This window comes from Eubacterium sp. AF17-7 (genome assembly GCF_003461285.1).
Lineage (GTDB): Bacteria > Bacillota > Clostridia > Lachnospirales > Lachnospiraceae > Eubacterium_U > Eubacterium_U album.
The window spans coordinates 51,964-73,120 of record NZ_QTWU01000002.1; the positions used below are offsets into that span (position 1 = coordinate 51,964).

Consider the following 21,157-nt stretch of genomic DNA (forward strand, 5'->3'; position numbering starts at 1 on the left):
GAAAAATTTTATCACATAGGTAGACACTTTTAGCTAAATATTGTAAAATGAAGTCAATTGATGAAAGAAAAATTTGCGGGGGAGTAGTGTGATGATGCTGTTTATTAGGTAGTGGTTAATTAATAAAGTTTCTATTTAAGAGCAATAGACAGTATCTGAATCTAACGAGAAATAGTCTCTCGTAGATTTGGGTGCTGTCTATTGCTTTTTTATGTTAGAGCATAGGCAATAAACTAAAAAATCTTTCGAGTGCGTAGAAATATTGGAGGTATACAAATGAAACTAGAAAAAATGATTATAAAAAATTACAGGCAATTCGAGCATGCTGAACTTGAATTTGATAATGATGTAACTATTGTGGCGGGTGCTAATAATAGTGGAAAAACATCATTGATTACATTGATAAAAAATGTGCTTTCCAGTGAAAAAACAATATATAAAGAGACAGATATTCCAGCAAAAAATATAAAAAAATGGATTGATAAAGTATATCCTTTGTTTGAAAAATTTTTTTGTGATGAGAAAAATGTAGAAGAGATAGAAACAGATTTACTTGATAAAATATTACCTGAATCTGAAGAAGAGGAAAAGTTAGTATTGGAAAACACGGAAATATATATTCAGGTGGACTATGATATAAATACAGATGACATTAAGCTGTTTGCAGATTATATTATGGATTTAGATGAAAATGAGCATTCGTTCTATTTTATTTATTGTTATGAAATAAGCAGGAACATATTCGGAAAGAATATTGCGGAAAATTTTGAAAAAATAAAAAAGCGTTTTAAGGAATTGACAGATCCAAATATTGATTTAAAAAAACGTTACTTGAAAGAATTATTGGTGAAGCTATATATAAACTCTATTAAGCCTACTTGTTATTTTTGCGATAGCTCATATGCCAATAAGTGTAAAATGGATGACGCAAAGGAATTAAAGAATTTATTTAATATTAAATCTATTATGGCTAGCAGACCATTAGATGATGAAGACTATGATCACTCACATATGCTAAGTAAACAAATGATTAAGATGGTCAAAATGGATGATAAATGGAATGATTTGATAGGAAATTTGCCAGATGAATTACTCCAGCCAATACAGGAGAAAGAAATACAGGAACGAGTGAGGGAAACTTCGTTAAACTCTTTACAAGATACTATTACAGCATTGGAACAAACAAATGGGGGACAGACAGGAGAACTGATGCTTGATATGAATGTTTCAGAGGAGGATATAAGTGATTTATTACAACGTATTACGAAAACAACTTATAATGTTGACGGTTATTTTTTAGGGGAAGCTTCTCAGGGATTGGGATATAGTAATATGATTTATATGCATCTCCAATTACAAGAATACGAAAAAAGTATGGATCCTCTGAAAGTAAACATATTTTTTATTGAAGAACCAGAATCTCACATGCATCCTCAAATGCAACAAGTATTTATAAAATACCTATTAGAGTATTATCAAAAAAAGATATTGCAAGGAGTTATAACAACTCATTCTAATGAAATGGTAAGAGTAGCTGGAATATCCCATTTGAGAGTAATACGAAAAATTGGAACGTTTACAAGTAATTTATACAATCCAGCGCTTTTGGTTGAAACATTAAAACAGTCAGACGATGCAGAAGATAAAGAACTTGCAAACTTTTTTGACTGGTTCTTTGAAATTGGATATTCGGAAATTGTATTTGCAGATAAGGCAATTCTGTATGAAGGAGACACGGAAAGATTATTAATAAAAAAATTAATGACACTGCCAAAGTATAAAAAATTAAGTCAACAATACATTGCCTATATTCAGGTGGGAGGTGCGTATGCATACAATTATCGTAAGTTAATTAATTTGTTGAATATAAAAACGCTTATTATAACCGATTTAGACTATAATAAAAAGTTAATAAATCCAGATGAAATCAAAAAATCAGATATTACTAATTCCACAATAAAGAATTTTTATCAAGAGTTTAATTCGGACGATCCAAATGTTGAAAAACTATATAAATGGTATGAGGAAAAGCAGAATATTCTAGATGATGGATTAATATATGTTGCATATCAAGCTGCTGTTGATGGATATTCCAGAACCCTTGAAGAAGCCATGTTGGGAAAGTTCTTTGATTTTGATGTTTCAATGAAATTGAGACGAAGTGAATGGGGAAAAAAGAAAAAGGAATCAAAATTAAAATATTCTGTTCCTAATAATTTGAATGGCGAAAAAGATTCAGAATTTTCATTACGAAATATATTGAATTCAACATCGGGAAATAAAACAGATTTTATGTATTCAGTAATATTAAATGGTTTCGTTGAAAAAATGGAACCTAATTATATAAGTGAGGGATTGAAATGGCTGATGGAATAAAGAATAATATTTTTTTAGTAAATGCTCCGGCTGGTAGCGGAAAGACCACAACAATAAGAAGAATGGTGGAAAGACATTTACGAGAAAATCCAAATGATAATATTTTATGTGTGACATATACCAACCGAGCAGCAGAAGAATTGGGGAAGGATATAGATAGCAAGAATGTTTTTTTTGGCACAATACATTCATTTATTAATTATTTTGTAAGTAGTTTCTTTTCTCATAAGGAGGTTATTGAACTTTATTGGGAAATTTATAAAAATGAAATTCAAGAAAGAATTGAAAATATAGAGAGAAAAGAAAATATACAAGAAGGTAATCAGAGATATATAGAAAAATATGGGAAACTTGATGCTGAGACTGTGTATAGAAATATTCAAGAAATCTCTTATACTGAGGCTCCCTATAATTCATTATATAGAGGGGCTTTATCTCATGATGATTTAATAACATTTACCAGAGCAGTTGTTGAAAAATTTCCTATCGTAAAAAGAAAAATAAGAGATAAATATCAACTTGTTTTTATTGACGAATATCAAGATACATCAGCAGATGTTTTGCATATTTTCTACGAAGCTATGAAAGGTGGAAAGGGAAAACTATATTTGCTTGGCGACAAAATGCAACAGATATATAAGACATATGATGGAAGTTTTGAACAAGAATTTTTGAGTTTAAATCGGGAGATGAATTTGCAAACAAATTATAGAACAACACCATATATAGTATCCATCTTAAATTATATTTATAATGACGAATCATATGAGCAAATTCCTTATGGAAAGAACAAAGATGAGAATATGAGTTTTTTACCAAAGGTTATTATTTCGTCTTCGCCAGAAGAAATATGTATGAAGATAAAGCAAGAATATCCAAAAGCATTAGTCTTGTATTTGCTTAATAGGGAACGGTTTTACAGTATTGGCGCAGGAAAACTATATGAAGCAGTTCAAAGTATGGAGAAGTATGGTTTTGGTAGAAAATATGGAGCAGTAGATATATTATCAAATTATGATGAGGAAAATCCAGATAATCTTTTTTCTTTGCTGTTCTTATGTGAGCGAATAGATGTGGCTTATAGATGCGGTCTATATGGAAATGTCATAAGACTCATTAAGAATAATAAAAAGATTTTAAACGTCTCAAAATACACAGTAAAACAACATGGTGATAAAAAGAAAGTAAAAGAATTATTGGAAAAAGTAATGATGCAATATGAAGATGGAGAAAAGAGCATTGCCGAATTTCTAATAGATATCAAAGAAATGGATTTTGTTGACGATGAATACTTAGATGAAATTATTGGAGAAGAAGACTATTCTGATGTAATAGGAGTATCAATGGAAGAATTTCATAATTTAGTGAAATATCTTGAAGAACCTCATATATCTACACAGCATGGGGTAAAAGGAGAGAGTCATGATACGGTTATATTTCTGGCAGCAAATAGTAGCCGTAATCCCGTTGTAAATATGACTAAGTTTTTTGAACTATGGAGTTCAACAGAAGTTAATTTGTCCGAATTTGAAAAGTTTTATTATGAGTATAAAAATTTAATACAAGAAATAAGTGAAGTGGTTGGAATGAAATGTACAGATATGAAAAGCAATGAATATAATATTTATATGAACGATATATACGCAAAGTTAAAACAATTTGAAGATAAGTATTCTGATAATGGATATTTTAATGTCTTATTACAACCTAATTTTACAACATATTTTAGTAAAAAAGGTGTGACTAAAGCAAGGGAATGCCTTAGGGAAAATCTAGTATATGGTCCATTAAGTGCGTATAGATTGTTTTATGTAGGATGTTCTAGAGCAAGGAAAAATTTATGTGTCATTATTAATAGGAAGGATGTAGTTGGTTTTGAAAGAAGACTTAGAGCTAAATTTGAAGAATGTGGTTTTGAGGTAACTATGTAGGAAAGAAAGTGGAGATTAGTGCATTGGGTAGTTATTTCGGATTTACATTTCGGTTATAAGAATTGTGATACGATGAACTTAAGAGAAAATTTGCTTAAATGTTTACAAACGACGGAGAAAAATATGCACGAGAAAAATTTGAAGAATGCATATTGTTGTTTTCATCATCGAAAGAGAAAGAAAATTTTACGAAGTATGCGGTTTCAAAATGGGCAAATGGGAAGGGGTATTTGAAAGATGTATATTTACTATATATGGAACTACCTGATAATTATCGGGAGAATGCTTTTAAAGAGGAATATGAAAATGCAATGGTATTAAAAAAGATGTTAGATGAATATAGAACATATTGACAAGAGATTTTCATTGAAGAGAAATGTATTATAGTAATGATTGTGAAGAAGAGTTTACAAAAGGAGATGACTATTTTTGAAAACAAGAGCAGATCTGCTAATAGACGGAAAATATAAAAGAATTACTATCTGGGATGCTTTAGATATGAAACAAAATCGTCCAGTACTTTGGGAAAAATATAAAGATAAAATATTTAGTATAAGTAAGAAATCCGAAAACAAGGTAAGGTTGATTTTTCAAACAGGAAAGCATGGGATAGTTGAGAATAGTTACTTTCGATATTATAATGCGGATTTTGAACATAGAGGAGAGGGAAGTGAAGAGTCCTATAGACATGAATTTTTTAAAGAATGTATTTCTAGAATCAAGCATCTTGAAATTAGATGGAAAGGTGAAGCATTGACAATATATCCTGACGAAATACTGCAAGAGGAAACTGTCATTATGGATAATGGAAGTAGGCGTATTGTAGATTTACTTGTACATTTTAAACACGCAGAACCATCCATTTATGTACAAAAATGGGAAGGGCAGCTAGCGATTGAAATTAATGATACTCATCCAGTAGATAATAAAAAGATAAATCAAATGAAACAGAAGGGACTTGCATGTTTTGAATTTACTGTCAATAAGTGGCGGATTAGAGAAAACTTTAGTGATGCTGAAGATGAAGAAAAACAGATTATTGATATAAAAAATAAATTAGAAGGTGACAATGCGGGATATATCTATGGTGAACTATTGGTAGATCCTATTTCCGGAAAATATTTTAGAACTAAGTTGTATGAAGAAGAAAAGAAAGAAAAGGAACAAACGATAACAGAACTGCATCATGTTAAGAAATTGTATGAGCTAGTTATCGACGAAAATAAAGAACTTAAAGAACAGATAAGACTGCTTAATAAAGATATTAATTTGTATAAGGGGGATATCCTAAATCTTGATACAAAATTAAAAAATGTTGAACAAGAAAATACAAAAATCAAATCAAGTTTTTGGTATAAGATATTCGGTAAAAAGAAATAGGCTGATTAAAAGTAGTAATAAAGGGCGACAATTAATTTTCTTTAAATTTTTTACAGTTCCATTTACAAATCCTACACCACATTCTATAATATTCTCAGGTGAACAATCAAACGAATCACACTGATACACATTTGATACACTTTCGTCAAAGAAAAAAGATTAATACAGAATACTTTGTAAAATAAGTGGATTAAAGAATATAAAACAGAAACAAAAATGTTACTGCTTCTTTCCGATAGGACCGTGAAGGTGGTAGAACAGTAGGTTCAGGTAAAGTAGCAACTATCATCGAGTAGTAAATATTATCTAAAAACTTTGGCTCTGCCCTTTATTTATAAGGGGTTGAGCTTCTTTAGATTTTAGAGGAAAATTTCCGTGCACTTATTTTGCACTTAATAATCCATTCAGAAGTTGCAGTGCACTTGACAAAGGACATTGTATCAGGCTGTCTTTGATATTTTTCTCTGTTCCTTGTCGTGTGCTGTGGTTATTGACTTCGCAATTATATTCATGGACAAAAAAGTGAAAAAAATATTGTGCAATGATATTGCTGTGATGTTTGAAATAGATAGTGAGTATCGACAAATGTTTGAAAAGGAAAATAATCTGATAGTATTTGACAGCGAAGGGATGTTAACAGAAGGAGCATATGTTGCTTATATTTCATTAATGATAGTACAGACGGAACATGCTTATTGCGATATATTTGTCGGAAATAATTATCCGATTGCGTTTGAATGGGATACGAAGGCAATAGACTGGTTTTTACACTTATATAAATAAAAAGAAAGTTTCCTGTGAAGAATGTCAAAGCGATTATGGCAGATAATATCAAAGGGGCAGATAAGGTGGGGATGATAACAGCAACGAAATTGTTAAAGCAATTTGAAAGTCTGGAGAATGTTTTGGATAATGCGGAACAGATTGACAAATCGAGTATCTGAAAATCCGTTATAGAAAGTAGGGATAGGCTGAGGAAAAATTATCAGATAATTAAATTGACTGACAGAGCAGAGATTACATTTATGTTAGAGCAATTGAAGTATAGTGGAGAGAGATTTAAAACGAATGATGTGTTATAAGGCATCAGGTTAAAGTAGAGGCAAACATAATTGTGCTTCAAGCTTATAATTGTAATTAAAAATCAAAGACGGTTGTATGTAAGGAAGAAACATAATTAAGCTCAATTTAGTGTTGGATGATTCGGTTTAAAAGAAAGGAACAGAATAGAACTAGTGAAAGGTTATAATCTAATTGCAGTATTTAACAAAACAGAAGATAAATTACTAATGTGTAGAAGAAAGAAAAATCCGTATAGGAACTTAGTGAATCTTGTGGGTGGGAAAATTGAGAAAAACGAAAATGGAATGCAGGCAGCATATAGAGAACTTGAAGAAGAAACATCAATAACCAGTGATGATATTAAACTTACACATCTGATGGATTTTACATATTATAGAGAAGATTGTTTCATAGAGGTTTATTTTGGAAAGCTGAATAAAGAAGTAGAAGTTATTGGCGACGAAAATGAATTGTTTTGGTCAGATTTAGATAAGGATTTTTCAGATGAATCAAAGTATGCAGGAAATGGTAATATTGACCATATTTTGAAAGTGGTAAAAATTACTGAAAGATAAAATCAAGTAGCTTGTTTTGATACTGGAATGATATTTAGAGCAACTCATGGTTGCAAAAATTCCAATCAAACTTGGTAGACGAAAATGGATTGATTTATTACAATTAGGAAAAACATCTGGAGAAAAAATGTATTTAGCCTCAAGGATAAACATAACTGCTGAAGGAGAAATATGAATGTTCTCATATTTTCCTAATAACTCAGTAAAATGTTCAAAATTGGCACCATGGTATTTTGTGAGGTACAAATAAACAACAAGATTGCGTGTTTTGGTTGGAATGGTGTTAGAAGGCTTTCTGCCTCTGTTACCATGAATAAAGTACGATTTGCCATGTTCCCTGTAGCATTTAAGTAAGCGATTGACATGCCTCACAGTACAGCCAAGAGTAATGGTCACTCTTTGTTTGTTTGGGGCTGGGTGATCAGCCAATGCCTTGATTATTTCATATTTCTTTTGTTCATCCATTGATAATGTTACCTTTCTGATAATAGTCACCTCCATCTGTTGATGGAAGAATTATACTACATTGGGACATTTTCCCTTGTGGTATATTAGGACATTATCAAAAATGGTTCATAAAAATGAGTTTGATATTACATTGATACTTGACCACTATACCATCTTTATGATAAAACTGGCATACATAAGGCTATAGATGAAGCAATCAGAGTTACAAAGAAAGATGGAATTGTTATTATTGCATTTCTTTCTGTATATGCGATTATTTTTGATGTTTATTTGAATGGAAATATAAGTGCTGGATTAGAAGAAAATTTTGAACAAGATTATAAGGTAAAGCATTTTGAAGAACAACTTTTTACAGGGTATGATATTGCCGAATTTGAATAACTTTTTGAAGAAAAAACGTGAAGCATATAATAACTGTTGCTACAGATAGTTTACTTGAACTAGCTGAAAGGAAAAATGATTTTTGTATGTTGGATGATGAGTTTGGACAATTTGTAAAATATCATATGGCTATTTGTGAGAAGAGAGAGTTGCTTGGAAGCTCAAGTTATTTGCTTTATGTTTGTAAGAAGATTTAATGAAAAATATTAATTGATGAAGGAGTTTAGGTATGAGACTTAAGTTAGTTAAAGCATCGAATGAATATTGTAATCAAATTAAAGATATGTTGGACGAATGGAATGCCTTTGGCGAAAAAATTATACCGTCTGCAATCTGTTGTTTAGATTATAATGATTTTGAGTATTATTGTAATAATCTTGAAGTAAAAGATACTAGTGATGGGTTAGTGCCTGATTCAACATTCTTTTGTCTAGATGAAGAACGAAATATTATTGTTGGAGCTATAAACATAAGACATTATCTGAATGAGACATTGCTGTTTAATGGTGGGCATATAGGTGACGGTGTACGACCATCAGAAAGACGAAAAGGTATAGCTACAAAGATGATTTCCTTGGCATTGGAGGAGTGTAGGAAACTTGGAATACCGAAAGTCCTTATGGTATGCGATAAAGACAATATAGGTTCAGCAAAAAGTATTATCAACAATGGTGGAGTTCTTGAGAATGAGATTATGTGTGATGGAGTCATAGTGCAAAGATATTGGATTGACTTTGATTATAATTAAAGTTATGGTTGCATCCTATTTCGTGATAGAGAAATATGGTTCTTGCAGGTTTGGAAAATATTAAAGAAGGTAAGACAAAAGATTTTAATGAAGTGTGCGACAGATTGGAGAAAAAATATAGAAATGTAGCAGTACAAAATCAGAATTAGGAGTATATAAAACATACTATAAAGAATATAAGATATTTTACACTATTGATGATAATGTGAAGGAAATTTTTATAGTCAGAATATTGCATATCCGAATTACATAGCAGGTGCATATTATGTAAGTAAGGTAATTAAAACAAAGGATTGTAATGTTAATAATGTATCATATTTGAATAATGGTATGAGTCAGGGACAACAGAATTATATGAAAAATGATATTATGAATATGAATTGGGCAAATATTCAATCAGAGTATAATTTTACATATAAAGAGACAGATACTAATAAACGTTACTTATTATGGGGAGCATTAATGCACATAACTTCTGATACTTATGCACATAGGTCATGGACAAAAAATAGTTCAGGAAATTGGGTACATATTGGAAGCCCAGATACAGATGATACAGGAAAAATTCCATTAAGATATGATGCAGCAAAGAAAGTTATAGAAAATATAATGAAAAAATGTATTAAAAAAATGTATTAAAACATCAGCACCATATTCTTCAAATTACTTTATGAGTGAACAAATGGCACTTGATTCAAACTATTATAACGGAACATTTAAGTTGAAAAGATTGATGTTTTATGCAAGTGATAATAGTAAAAATGAACCTAACTATAATTCATATTATTTAAATTTAGGGTTAGGAACACAACCAGAAACAAGTGAAGAAATGGGAACGTTGATGGCATTAGGTGTCTATTTACATTGATGGTGGAGGAAGGACTATGAAAAGAACAATTGCAATTGCAGCACTTTGTGCAGGTATAATGTTAACTACATTTCCATGCCGGGCAAAGGAAAGCGGAAATGTAAAAATTAACGCAAAGAATTTTCCAGATACAATAGTAAGAGAATATGTGTCAGAAAAAATCGACAAAAATAATGACGGTTACCTTAGCAAAAAAGAAATATCAGCAGTGAAAACAATCATTATTGATAAGAATAATTTGTATTGGGAGAATAAAGAGAAGCCAAAAGAAGATTATGAAATAATAGACTGCAAAGGCTTAGAAATTTTTACAAATGTTGAAAAAGTAAAACTTACAACATATTGTGATACTTATGTAAGTGAGTATGGCAACATAAAAAATATCAAAGTTTTAACAAAATTGACGAAGATAAAGAACTTGGAAATTAGTGGTGTTAATAACAGTAATTATGATTTCACAAAATTAAATAATTTAGAGAGGTTATGTATAAAAAGTACAAAACTTAAAAAACTGAATTTATCTAAGAACGTCAAATTGAAAAATCTGAAGCTTGCATATAATCCTTTGTTGAAAAAAATTAATCTTACGAAAAACAAAAATTTAGAAAAGATTAATTTATACGGAAGCGGAGTTAAAAAATTTACACTGGGAAAAAATAACAAAATAAAAAATGCTAATCTAAATTGTACATTTATTAGCAATTATGAAAAATGTAATTTTAATCCAAAAACATTAAAAACTCTAAAAATATGCAATACACAGATTAAAAAAGTTAATTTGAAAAAGTACAAGAATCTAAAGAAATTGTCAGTTACAAAAGAGGTAAAAGTAATTGGCTATAAAGGTAAAAAAACAATTTACGATGAGACACTATAATTAAAAAAGGGAGCATACTACATTAGCGATTTACAAGCAGCTGTAGTATGCTCCCTTAAATTTATTTATCTTCAATGTGCATTAGCCCATGTACAATCAATCCGATTCCCACAATTAACAGTAATATAAATAAATAGTGCAATAATATGGAGTTACCGGAAGAACTAACAACACTGTCGGCTAATAAAACGGCTTCACTTAAGTTATCAAGGGCAAGTCCTATACAGGTTTTATTAACGTGATTTATTTGCTTTGTTGTATTCGATTTTTTGAAAAAAAGAAAGCAGAATGAATTAGGAAAATGTAATCATTTTGTTATTGAATGTGTTATTGTTACTTCTTTTGCATTAAGTGAAATATTGGGAAATTTTATTGGTATATATAATGTACATACGTGTAATTTCTTTGGGTTAGGTATTGCATTATTATGTGTAATATTGGAAGGAGTTTTCTTATTTAAGGAATAAAGAGTGTAATTCGTTTAACGCCTTTTATGAAGCCAGCCTTTTTTGCATATGCTTGTTGATAGTAGAGCATAGTTATATCGTACATTTGGTATCCCAAGTTGACAATTGGAAATAAGTAGTAAGAAAGTGTCGTCAAACTGTCGTCATTTTCTCACGCAAGTAGAAATAATGACAACATAAACAGCAACAATACACAATGGAAACAACGAAAATAAAACAAGATATACCAAACAATGATGAAATAATTCCGTGAAGGTGGTAGAACAGTAGGTTCAGGTAAGGTTGCTACTATTGTTATGGAATAGTTGTCTATGAAGGTTATGAGGGGGTAAATAGCTTTTTGATGCTTAACATGCAGGAGAGTCTGAATCTTTCGCCAGAATATGTTTTGATAGGTTTTATTTTTCGATTTGGAGCACCAAAAGAAATAAGGGTGTCAAATATAATTGTGGAAGCAGGAATTGAGCAGATATGCGATGTATGTGGAATTAAAATTCGCAGAATAAAAAGATTAAAAGGATTGGAAGAGCTCAAAGATAGTTATACAATAGAAAAATATTATTTTGAAAACAGAGAGCAAAAATTAGGCGAAACATATGGATATTTTCTGATAAACATATGGATATTTTCTGATTGACACATATACTAAATTATGATAAATTTTTTTTAACAGAGAGGGAGTAGTTGCATGCAATGCATGTTCTGATTTTCGTCAGTACGTTCTATAAGAACCGGAGGTCAGAGAACTATTTTTGATTTAAAAGATTATCATTTGATAATCAATTAAATTTAAGTAAGTTAAACGAGACTTTTTGTGCAATTTTTATGCACAAAAGGTCTTTTTTTATTATCAGGAGGTTGCCATGAAAGAAGTGTATCAAAAAACAAAGGAAGAATTATTTAGTGAGTATGGAAATTCGCAGGGACTAAATGATGAAAAAGCAAGTGAATATCTTGAAAAGTATGGTGAAAACATATTAATTTCAAAAAAGAAAAAAAGTGTTGCAAGAGTGTTTTTAGAACAATTTGCGGATTTGCTTGTAATTATTCTTATTATAGCCGCCGTAGTGTCTATGATGACAGGAAATTCAGAAAGTACAGTTGTAATAATAGTAGTTATAGTTATGAATGCAATATTAGGGACTGTTCAGTATGTAAAAGCTGAGAAATCATTAGATTCTTTGAAAGAATTATCAGCACCTAAAACAAAAGTCCTTAGAAATGGAATAAAACAGGAATTAGAATCTAAGTATGTTGTTCCCGGGGATATTTTAATTTTAGAAACTGGAGATATGATTGTAGCCGATGGAAGAATAATTGAAAATTATTCATTGCAGGTAAATGAAAGCTCACTTACGGGAGAGTCAACGAATGTTGATAAATTTGATAAGAATATTCAAAGTGAAGTGTCATTAGCTGACAGATGCAATATGGTTTATTCAGGGAGTCTTGTTACTTATGGAAGGGCAAATGTTTTAGTAACTGCTACAGGAATGAATACTGAAATGGGAAAAATTGCTGATTTAATGAATATGACTCAGGATAAAAAGACTCCTTTGCAGATAAGCCTTGATAATTTTAGTAAAAAACTTGCATTAATAATTATGGGGATAAGTGTTATTGTGTTTGGACTTTCGTTATGGCAGGGAAATAAAATACTAGATTCGCTTATGTTTGCAGTAGCATTAGCCGTAGCAGCAATTCCAGAGGCGTTAAGTTCAATAGTTACAATTGTTCAGGCTATGGGAACAAGAAAAATGGCAAAGGATAATGCAATTATAAAGGAATTAAAGGCAGTGGAAAGTTTAGGTTGCGTTTCTGTAATATGCTCGGATAAAACAGGAACACTAACACAGAATAAAATGACCGTACAGCAGATTTATATAGATGACCAATGTATTATTCCCGAAGAATTGGATGTTAATAATCAGTTACACAGGTATTTGCTATATGATGCAATTTTAAATAATGATTCATCAATCCAGGGCGGAAATAATATTGGAGATCCTACAGAGACTTGTTTGCTTGAAATGGTTAAGAAAACAGATTTGCATAAAATGGGAATTTCAGATGAAGATATACGAATATTGATGCCAAGATTAGAAGAAATTCCATTTGACTCAGAAAGAAAACTTATGAGTAGCAAATATGAAATTCATAAGGTACCAACGATTCTTACAAAAGGGGCAGTAGATGTTTTAATTGATAGAATCGAAAATATTTCGACAAGCAATGGAGTCAGAAAAATAACAAAAGAAGACAAAGAAAAGATTATAAAACAAAATCAAATTTTTTCGGAGAATGGACTTAGGGTTCTTGCATTTGTATATAAGGAATGTGAAGAGTGCCATTGCTTATCAACAAAAAGCGAGCATGGTTATACTTTTATAGGTTTAGTTTCAATGATAGACCCGCCGAGAGAAGAATCAATGGAGGCAGTAAAGAAAGCAAAAGAAGCAGGAATTAAGCCTATAATGATTACAGGTGACCATAAAGTAACAGCCACTGCCATAGCAAAATCTATAGGAATATATAAAGAAGGAGATGTGGCACTTACAGGTAAAGAAGTTGATGAAATGACGGATGATGAGCTTGAAAATGTATTAGATAAGGTGTCTGTATATGCGAGAGTATCACCTGAAAACAAAATAAGAATAGTCGATGCATGGCAACACAAAGGAAATGTAGTTGCAATGACAGGAGATGGTGTAAATGATGCGCCGGCTTTAAAGAAAGCGGATATAGGAATAGCTATGGGAATAACAGGAACAGAGGTTTCAAAAGACGCTGCTGATATGATTTTAGCAGATGATAATTTTGCAACTATTATTAAAGCAGTTTTAAATGGAAGGAATGTATATAGAAATATTTTGAACGCAATATTGTTTTTATTATCCGGAAATTTGGCAGCTATTTTAGTAGTACTTTATTGTTCATTAATGGCATTAGACGTTCCATTTAAACCGGTTCATTTGCTATTTATTAATTTACTTACTGATTCTTTGCCGGCACTTGCAATTGGGATGGAGCCATCTGATAACTTATTATTAAAGAAGAAACCAAGAAATCCTAAGAAAGGCATTTTTACACGAAATATATCTATAAAGTTAATAGTTTACGGTATATTAATAGGAACTGTAACATTAAGTGCTTTTTATATAGGGGATAAGATTAATCCGCTTACTGCAAGTACAATGGCATTTGCAACATTAACACTTGCCAGATTATTTCATGGATTTAATTGTAGAAGTGAAAGTTCTATTTTTAAAATTGGAATTAAAAGTAATTTATGGAGTGTAGCAGCATTTGTTATCGGAACTTTAATGCTTGGATTTGTAATTTTTGTAAAATTTATGCATTCAATGTTTATGATTGCTCCGTTAACGGGTATTCAGATTATTGAAATAATTGCATTAGCATTTGTGCCAACCGTTATAATTCAGGTAGTCAAAGTAGTAGTTGAAAAAATAAATTAAAACAGTTATTTAATTTTTTGATATTTTTAATTTTGAAAGGGGATAGTTTATTTAGTAATGTGATAAGTAAATTTAGTAAAAAAAGTATGAAAAATTAGTGACAATTAAAAAATATGATGTTATAGTACCGCCTAACGAAATAAATAACAAACAAGGACGTTTGGATTTGCACATTGTGTAATGAAAAACGTCTTATTTTTTTCGTTATTAAATCATGAAAGAAACAAATGTAAATGAAGTTTATTTTCAAATGTTTCCCATGATTAGCCGCTGACCAAAGTGATGCGACAATACATATTATACAAGGAGAAAAAAGCCTATGAGAAAAGAAATGTTAAAGAAAAGTATTGGAACAATTGTGATGACAATTGCTTTAGTAGGAACATCAATACCCGGCGTTACTGTTAGTCCTGTTAAAGTAAATGCAGATGTTGCAACTACAGTAAGTGTATCATCAAATGAAGTAGGAAAACTTGAAAGTATTTTCACTACAATTGATTTAATGGATGCTTCCATTAGTGAATTGGAAACGGCAATGGAAAAAGGAGAACTTACTGCAGAGCAGTTAGTACAGATGTATATAGACAGAATAAATGCATACGATAAATCGCTTAATTTAAATTCCATTATTACAATTAATTCAAAAGCTTTGGATGAGGCAAAAGAATTAGATAAGGAAAGAGCGGCAGGAAAAATAAAAGGAAAACTTCATGGTATCCCAATTATTGTAAAAGATAATTACGATGTTGAAGGTATGCCGACAAGTGCAGGATGTAAGGCATTAAAAGATTCAATTGCACCTGATGACTCTTATGCGGTTAAAAAATTAAAAGAAGAAGGCGCAATTATATTAGCAAAGGCAAATATGTCTGAGTTTGCATCAAGTGGTTCAAATTCCCGTTCAACATTAGGAGGAGCTGTTCATAATGCATACGATACAGAAAGAACAGCAGCAGGTTCTTCAGGAGGTACAGCAGTTGCCATAACATCAAATTTTGCAACAGCAGGTTTAGGAACAGATACAGGTTCATCAATTAGACGTCCGTCATCATTCTCTAATTTGTATGGCTTAAGACCTTCAAAAGGATTAACATCAATTGATGGCGTTGTTCCGCTTAATGGAGATAGAGATGTAACAGGACCTATTTGTAGGAGTGCAGAAGATTTGGCAACAATTATGACAGCAATTGCGGGAACAGATGCTAATGACAGTTATACAGTTGATGCAAATGCAGATTCATTAAAACCTGCAAACGGATATGAATCAGGACTTAAAGCAGATGGCTTAAAAGGAAAGAAAATAGGTTATTTGTCAAATTCATTTGGATATTATGTGGCAAATGATGATTCTGATGCGGGTGAAAGAACTACAGAATTAGACAGTAAAATTAGTGACATGGTTGAGAAAGCAAAGGAAAATTTGGAAGCAGGAGGCGCTGAATTAGTAGATATTTCACAGTATATTCCTGAATCACTTATTACTTCTCTTAGACAGGCAGCACCTTATGCAAATGTATTTGAATGGGATTTAGATACATACTTTGCATCGCTTGGACCTGCAGCACCTATTAAAACTGCATATGAATTAATCAATAATTATAAATATGGAGAAGATTATACTAATATAAGTATTAGAAATCCAATTGAAGATTTTTCGACAATGACAAATCCAAGAACTACAGAAAACTGGCAGTCATGCTGGAATGGAATGGTTAATTTCAGAACAACAATTTCTAACATTTTGAAAGAGCAAGATATTGATGCAGTTGCATATGTATCACAGACAGATGTGGCAGATATTGAAACAACTTCTAACAACAAAAATAATGCAGCTTCATATATAAATTACTTTGGACCTGTAGCAGGATTACCTGATATGATGATTCCAATGGGATTTGCTAAAGCTGACCCGGATAATGGATATGAAACAGAAATGCCACTTGGTATGTCATTATTTACAAGTTATGGAAATGAAGAGAAGCTTATTGAAATTGCATATTCTTATGAACAGACAGCAGGAGAGAGCATAAGAAAACAGCCATCTACAGTTCCTGCATTAGAGGATAAGAACGTTGATAAATTCTTAGATGAGTTAATTGATAAAACTGATAGCATTGATTTTAGCGAGTACACAGTTTATCCAAATGGTAAGGTAAATGTATTGTTAAATAAATATGCAGAGGCTACAGAAGTTGACAGAAGCGATGTATATGAAACATATGAAGCTACATATGATTTGGCAAAGGCTTACGATTCATTAATGAATAAATTACTTGCAAATAAAAAAGTAACTACACCTGTAACAGACAAAACACCTACAGCAAATACATCTACTGTAACAACACCTACAACAGAAACTGTAAGTGCACCGGCAAAAGCAAAGATTTCAAAGATTAAAAAAGCAAAGAAGTCCATGAAGATTGTCATTAGAAAACAGGCCGGTGTCAAAGGATATCAGATTAAATATTCAACATCAAAGAAATTTGTGGCTAAGAAAACAAAGACAGTAATTACATCAAAAGCTACAGTGACAGTTAAGAAAATAAATGTTAAAAAGACATACTATGTTAAAGTAAGAGCTTATAAACTTATTGATGGCAAAGTAACATACGGTGCTTATTCAAAAGTAAAGAAAGTAAGTTAATAAATGACTACAAATAAATAGTTTTGATAAAATGTAATTAGTTATTAAAAATAAAATATTATGTAAAAGATATAATTACAAATTAATAAAAATACGGATATTCAGGTTTTAACTGATATGTGTAAAAATTTAGAACACATATCACAAACTTAGAATACCCGTATTTTTTATATACGTGAATATTGAAAATACATAGGATTTACAATTATAAATTTAGAATATTTTTTGCCAACATAGAACATTGTATAAGTGCTTTGCCAAAAGAAAACTTCGATGTGTAAAAAATATTTAAATATAATGGTAAACTTTTCTTTTTCTAATTAAACATGTAACAGTTACGCATAATGTTAATAATTCTGCAATTGCTACTGAAATCCATATACCATTTATTCCCAAAATCATAGGAAGAATAAGTACTACAGATAATTGGAATACAAGCGTTCTTAAAAACGAAATTGCAGCAGATATTAAACCGTTATTTAAAGCAGTAAAGAATGATGAACCAAATATATTAAAGCCATTAATTAAAAAAGCAAAGCAAAATATTTGGAAGCCGTGTTTTGTCATGACAAACAGTTCAGCATTGTATCCAACAAATAATTTTGCCAGAGGACCGGAAATTATTTGTGCAATTATAAATAACATGATGCCCCATGAACCAATAAGACTAAGGCTTTTCTTAAATAAATTCTTTAATTCACAGTTATTTTTTGCTCCGTAATGAAAACTTATTATAGGAGCACTTCCAATAGAATAGCCTAGGAATATTGCAATAAATATAAAGTTAACATACATAATGGTTCCATATGCTGCAACACCGTTTTCTCCGGCAAATTTCATCAACTGAAAATTGTAGATAGAATTAACGATTGAGCTTGATAAATTTGTCATTAATTCAGAAGAACCATTTGTGCAGGTCTTAATCAATATTTTTAAATTGAAATGTGTTTTTCCTAATTTTAATTTACTGCTGTTTTTTCTTGAGAAATAAAAAATAGGGATAAGCCCACCGATGCATTCACCACAAACAGTAGCAAGAGCAGCACCTGCGAGACCAAAATTAAGAACAGCAATAAATAAAAAGTCAAGAATCATATTTGTTACACCCGCAGCTATAATAACAAATAAACCTAACTTTGGTTTCTCAGCAGTAACGAAAAAACTTTGAAAAACATTTTGCAACATAAAAAACGTTAATGATGCAAAACTGATTCTTGCATATAAAACACAATTATTAAGTAATTCACCTTCGGCACCAAGGGCGGTTACAATAGGTTTAACGAAAAAGAAACCTGAAAGTGAGAATAGTAAACCACCAATTAATGTAGCGTAAACGAGAAATGAAAAGTATTCATTTGCCTTTTCGGGTTCATTTTCACCAAGAGTTTTTGCAACAATGGCGCTACCTCCGGTACCTATCATAAAACCAATGGCACTAAGTCCCATTAAAAGAGGCATAACAAGATTAATTGCTGCAAAAGCAGTTCGCCCAACAAAATTTGAAACAAATAAACCATCTACAACACCATAAATGGATGTAAAAATCATCATTATTATTGATGGTAGAACAAATTTTAATAATTTATTTAATGTAAAATGATCTGATAATTGTATTTGCATTATAATCTCCTTATAGTTTTGACAATTCTTCTCTTAAAGCAGAATTGTATTTTCGGTATAATTTAAGCATTAATTCACATTCCTCATTTTTAAGAGAAGAAAAAGCGTTATTTTCCATTTCTATGACGGGATATATTTTTTCAGAAACAAATTGCTTCCCGGTTTCAGTTAAATAAATATACATTCCACGACCTTTTCCGGGTGTTAATGTAAGATAGCCCTGTTGTTCAAGTTTTCTGATTGATGAATTAACAGTTTGCTTAGGAAGACATGAGGAACGGCAAATATCGCGCTGCATACAACCGTCGCCGGCTTCGCAAAGATAATAAAATATATCAAAAATGCTGTCTGACATATTAAGCTTAATTGCTAAATCATGATAAATATCATTAAAATCTTTGTAGATATGATTAAATTCGATGAGTGCAGGACTCATATTTGGATAATTATCTGTTTTCATTATTTACCATCCTCTTCTTTAAATTTAAGTCTGATTTCGTACTCGTAGAAGTATAGTCCGATTACGGACTCGTGTCAAGAGGAAAATTTAAGAAGGAGTTTAGCAATTGAAATTAATGAAAGTGTGTTATAATGAGCATAAAAATGTATAAGTATTGGATAATTGTTAGAACTTTGTTGATTGAAGAGATGACGAATAAAAACAAGTAGTTTATTACAAATAAAAGTAATGTTTGTAATTATGAATATATGGTGGAGGATAAAATGGTAATAGAATATTTACCTATCTTAGAACAAAAAGACAATAAAATATTAACAATAGGAAAAATAGATAGAACAAAGGCACACACAAATCCGCCTGTTTTACATGCTACTTCAATTATTGTAGCTGTACTTCCTGATGGGAAAATTATTTTAACTGATAAAACAGAAAAACAAATAAAAAAAGGAAGGAATGTCAAAAAGAATAGTCATATATATGATACTTTCGGAGGCCATATGACATATGAAAGTGTTCCAAAAGATGAATTTGACACAGGATTAAGTATAGATACTTATATAAAATGTGCCTATAAAGAATTATCAGAAGAACTTTTAAGATTAGATAAAGATGGTAAAAGAAAAAAGTTTATACCTAAAATAGAGAGTTTTAAATTTGTAGGATTATATGGAATTGAAAATGACCATAACAAAGAAATTTCAGGAGTATTTGCATATTTTTTAGAGGACTATGGTCCGTATGCATCTGAAGATACATTAATAACAAATGGAGAAGAAGAAAATATCATACAACCGATATGTGTAGTTGATTGGGAGAAACTAAACGCAATGTATACCAAAGGAAAAGAAGGAAATATATTCATTTCTGATGGAATAGGAAGAGTATTAGAAAAAGATAATGGAGAGATTTTGAAAAAATGTATTTATGATAATTTGAAAATTTAATTATAAGTGAAATCGTGACATAATTAAAGAAAGAACGCTCTCGCTGCTTGCCACTCGCAACAGTCCTGAATTTTCAAAGATATTTTACTATTATAAGTTCCACTTCTAAAGTAAAATATCTTTGGAAATTTGGACCGGCGGTGACAAATGCACTTTTTTTAATTATGTCACGATTTTACAATAATAAAAATAAATATAGTTAGTAATTTTAGGAGAAAACAAAATGAACGAAGTTCATTTTATATAAATGTTTCCGACGAATAGCCGCCGACCGAAGGGCGGGGGCTATACATATTTTACAGGAGAATAAAATGATTAGAACAGTAAGATTAGATGATGCGGAAGAACTATTAAGAATATATTCATATTATGTAGAAAATACAGCAATTACATTTGAATATGATGTACCAACGGTAGATGAATTTAGAAAAAGAATAGAAACAATAACAGAAAAATACCCATATTTTGTATATGAAGAAAATGGAAAAATAATCGGATATGCATATGCAAATACATTTAAAGATAGAGCAGCTTATGACTGGGCGGTTGAGATGACAATATATATGGATAAAGATTCAAGACATAAGGGGAGTGGCAAAAAATTATATGAAACGCTTGAAAAGGCACTTATAAAGCAAAATATTACTAATTTATATGCATGTATCGGATATCCTGAAGTTGAAGATGAATATCTTACTAAAAACAGTGTAGGCTATCATGAACATTTAGGATATAGATTTGTTGGAGAGTTTAAAAAATGTGGTTATAAGTTTAACAGATGGTATAATATGGTTTGGATGGAAAAAATAATCGGAGAGCATAAAGAAAATGCAAAGCCGGTATTAATATTTAAAGAAATTGAAAAATAAATTTAGGCTAA

Annotated in this window: 20 protein-coding genes; 18 read left to right on the forward strand and 2 right to left on the reverse strand. The window is 30.7% G+C overall.

Going from position 1 to position 21,157, the window contains the following annotated elements; translation table 11 throughout:
• Nucleotides 1-276 precede the first annotated feature (276 nt).
• The 16 genes from DWW96_RS03540 to DWW96_RS03610 all read left to right on the forward strand — a co-directional run bounded on the left by DWW96_RS03540 (nucleotide 277) and on the right by DWW96_RS03610 (nucleotide 17,253).
• Nucleotides 277-2,376: an AAA family ATPase gene (locus DWW96_RS03540; RefSeq protein ID WP_117909131.1), complete on the forward strand. Its 2,100-nt coding sequence runs from the start codon at nucleotides 277-279 to the stop codon at nucleotides 2,374-2,376.
• Nucleotides 2,361-4,307: a UvrD-helicase domain-containing protein gene (locus tag DWW96_RS03545; RefSeq protein ID WP_117909132.1), complete on the forward strand. Its 1,947-nt coding sequence runs from the start codon at nucleotides 2,361-2,363 to the stop codon at nucleotides 4,305-4,307. The genes DWW96_RS03540 and DWW96_RS03545 overlap by 16 nt, the downstream gene beginning before the upstream one ends.
• 98 nt (nucleotides 4,308-4,405) lie before the next feature.
• Nucleotides 4,406-4,660: a hypothetical protein gene (locus DWW96_RS03550; RefSeq protein WP_117909134.1), complete on the forward strand. Its 255-nt coding sequence runs from the start codon at nucleotides 4,406-4,408 to the stop codon at nucleotides 4,658-4,660.
• A 76-nt stretch (nucleotides 4,661-4,736) separates the two neighbouring features.
• Nucleotides 4,737-5,687, forward strand: a complete 951-nt coding sequence (locus DWW96_RS03555) for a hypothetical protein (protein WP_117909136.1) — start codon at nucleotides 4,737-4,739, stop codon at nucleotides 5,685-5,687.
• A gap of 522 nt (nucleotides 5,688-6,209) precedes the next feature.
• Complete coding sequence (locus DWW96_RS03560) at nucleotides 6,210-6,470, forward strand: hypothetical protein (protein WP_147339799.1); 261 nt, start codon at nucleotides 6,210-6,212, stop codon at nucleotides 6,468-6,470.
• Between the two features lie 35 nt (nucleotides 6,471-6,505).
• Nucleotides 6,506-6,631, forward strand: a complete 126-nt coding sequence (locus DWW96_RS14515) for a hypothetical protein (RefSeq protein ID WP_278286561.1) — start codon at nucleotides 6,506-6,508, stop codon at nucleotides 6,629-6,631.
• 291 nt (nucleotides 6,632-6,922) lie between these two features.
• A complete protein-coding gene (locus DWW96_RS03565; RefSeq protein WP_117909140.1) occupies nucleotides 6,923-7,324 on the forward strand; it encodes an NUDIX domain-containing protein in 402 nt (133 codons plus the stop codon).
• Nucleotides 7,325-7,370: 46 nt separating this feature from the next.
• Nucleotides 7,371-7,499, forward strand: coding sequence for a hypothetical protein (locus DWW96_RS14520; RefSeq protein ID WP_278286562.1), 129 nt, complete (start codon nucleotides 7,371-7,373; stop codon nucleotides 7,497-7,499).
• A gap of 691 nt (nucleotides 7,500-8,190) precedes the next feature.
• Nucleotides 8,191-8,370, forward strand: a complete 180-nt coding sequence (locus DWW96_RS03570) for a hypothetical protein (RefSeq protein ID WP_117909142.1) — start codon at nucleotides 8,191-8,193, stop codon at nucleotides 8,368-8,370.
• Nucleotides 8,371-8,402: 32 nt separating this feature from the next.
• Nucleotides 8,403-8,921, forward strand: a complete 519-nt coding sequence (locus tag DWW96_RS03575; RefSeq protein ID WP_117909144.1) for a GNAT family N-acetyltransferase — start codon at nucleotides 8,403-8,405, stop codon at nucleotides 8,919-8,921.
• Between the two features lie 354 nt (nucleotides 8,922-9,275).
• Nucleotides 9,276-9,560, forward strand: a complete 285-nt coding sequence (locus tag DWW96_RS03580; RefSeq protein ID WP_117909146.1) for a hypothetical protein — start codon at nucleotides 9,276-9,278, stop codon at nucleotides 9,558-9,560.
• Between the two features lie 31 nt (nucleotides 9,561-9,591).
• Nucleotides 9,592-9,789: a hypothetical protein gene (locus tag DWW96_RS03585; protein ID WP_147339803.1), complete on the forward strand. Its 198-nt coding sequence runs from the start codon at nucleotides 9,592-9,594 to the stop codon at nucleotides 9,787-9,789.
• Nucleotides 9,790-9,805: 16 nt separating this feature from the next.
• Nucleotides 9,806-10,666: a hypothetical protein gene (locus DWW96_RS03590; RefSeq protein WP_117909148.1), complete on the forward strand. Its 861-nt coding sequence runs from the start codon at nucleotides 9,806-9,808 to the stop codon at nucleotides 10,664-10,666.
• A gap of 810 nt (nucleotides 10,667-11,476) precedes the next feature.
• Nucleotides 11,477-11,770, forward strand: a complete 294-nt coding sequence (locus tag DWW96_RS03600) for a hypothetical protein (RefSeq protein ID WP_117909152.1) — start codon at nucleotides 11,477-11,479, stop codon at nucleotides 11,768-11,770.
• 226 nt (nucleotides 11,771-11,996) lie between these two features.
• Nucleotides 11,997-14,609, forward strand: coding sequence for a cation-translocating P-type ATPase (locus DWW96_RS03605; protein ID WP_117909154.1), 2,613 nt, complete (start codon nucleotides 11,997-11,999; stop codon nucleotides 14,607-14,609).
• Nucleotides 14,610-14,928: 319 nt separating this feature from the next.
• Nucleotides 14,929-17,253, forward strand: coding sequence for an amidase (locus tag DWW96_RS03610; RefSeq protein ID WP_117909157.1), 2,325 nt, complete (start codon nucleotides 14,929-14,931; stop codon nucleotides 17,251-17,253).
• A gap of 288 nt (nucleotides 17,254-17,541) precedes the next feature.
• Here DWW96_RS03610 and DWW96_RS03615 read toward each other — a convergent pair whose 3' ends face one another.
• Nucleotides 17,542-18,873 (reverse strand): MATE family efflux transporter, encoded by a 1,332-nt coding sequence (locus DWW96_RS03615; RefSeq protein WP_117909159.1) that lies wholly within the window; start codon nucleotides 18,871-18,873, stop codon nucleotides 17,542-17,544.
• Nucleotides 18,874-18,883: 10 nt separating this feature from the next.
• Complete coding sequence (locus DWW96_RS03620) at nucleotides 18,884-19,333, reverse strand: MarR family winged helix-turn-helix transcriptional regulator (RefSeq protein WP_117909161.1); 450 nt, start codon at nucleotides 19,331-19,333, stop codon at nucleotides 18,884-18,886.
• 263 nt (nucleotides 19,334-19,596) lie between these two features.
• Between DWW96_RS03620 and DWW96_RS03625 the strand changes: the two genes are divergently transcribed.
• Together DWW96_RS03625 and DWW96_RS03630 are read left to right on the forward strand one after the other, a co-directional pair.
• The gene (locus tag DWW96_RS03625) at nucleotides 19,597-20,277 is read left to right on the forward strand and encodes a hypothetical protein (protein WP_117909163.1); all 681 of its coding nucleotides are present in this window, start codon (nucleotides 19,597-19,599) and stop codon (nucleotides 20,275-20,277) included.
• A gap of 311 nt (nucleotides 20,278-20,588) precedes the next feature.
• Nucleotides 20,589-21,146 (forward strand): GNAT family N-acetyltransferase, encoded by a 558-nt coding sequence (locus tag DWW96_RS03630; RefSeq protein WP_199522668.1) that lies wholly within the window; start codon nucleotides 20,589-20,591, stop codon nucleotides 21,144-21,146.
• The last annotated feature ends 11 nt before the right edge of the window (nucleotides 21,147-21,157 follow it).

Coding starts and splice junctions, on each gene's coding strand:
- DWW96_RS03540 (WP_117909131.1), top strand. CDS start 277: ATGAAACTAGAAAAAATGATTATAAAAAATTACAGGCAATTCGAGCAT.
- DWW96_RS03545 (WP_117909132.1), top strand. CDS start 2,361: ATGGCTGATGGAATAAAGAATAATATTTTTTTAGTAAATGCTCCGGCT.
- DWW96_RS03550 (WP_117909134.1), top strand. CDS start 4,406: ATGTTTACAAACGACGGAGAAAAATATGCACGAGAAAAATTTGAAGAA.
- DWW96_RS14515 (WP_278286561.1), top strand. CDS start 6,506: ATGGCAGATAATATCAAAGGGGCAGATAAGGTGGGGATGATAACAGCA.
- DWW96_RS14520 (WP_278286562.1), top strand. CDS start 7,371: ATGGTTGCAAAAATTCCAATCAAACTTGGTAGACGAAAATGGATTGAT.
- DWW96_RS03575 (WP_117909144.1), top strand. CDS start 8,403: ATGAGACTTAAGTTAGTTAAAGCATCGAATGAATATTGTAATCAAATT.
- DWW96_RS03580 (WP_117909146.1), top strand. CDS start 9,276: ATGAAAAATGATATTATGAATATGAATTGGGCAAATATTCAATCAGAG.
- DWW96_RS03585 (WP_147339803.1), top strand. CDS start 9,592: ATGAGTGAACAAATGGCACTTGATTCAAACTATTATAACGGAACATTT.
- DWW96_RS03590 (WP_117909148.1), top strand. CDS start 9,806: ATGAAAAGAACAATTGCAATTGCAGCACTTTGTGCAGGTATAATGTTA.
- DWW96_RS03600 (WP_117909152.1), top strand. CDS start 11,477: ATGCTTAACATGCAGGAGAGTCTGAATCTTTCGCCAGAATATGTTTTG.
- DWW96_RS03605 (WP_117909154.1), top strand. CDS start 11,997: ATGAAAGAAGTGTATCAAAAAACAAAGGAAGAATTATTTAGTGAGTAT.
- DWW96_RS03610 (WP_117909157.1), top strand. CDS start 14,929: ATGAGAAAAGAAATGTTAAAGAAAAGTATTGGAACAATTGTGATGACA.
- DWW96_RS03615 (WP_117909159.1), bottom strand. CDS start 18,873: ATGCAAATACAATTATCAGATCATTTTACATTAAATAAATTATTAAAA.
- DWW96_RS03620 (WP_117909161.1), bottom strand. CDS start 19,333: ATGAAAACAGATAATTATCCAAATATGAGTCCTGCACTCATCGAATTT.
- DWW96_RS03625 (WP_117909163.1), top strand. CDS start 19,597: ATGGTAATAGAATATTTACCTATCTTAGAACAAAAAGACAATAAAATA.
- DWW96_RS03630 (WP_199522668.1), top strand. CDS start 20,589: ATGATTAGAACAGTAAGATTAGATGATGCGGAAGAACTATTAAGAATA.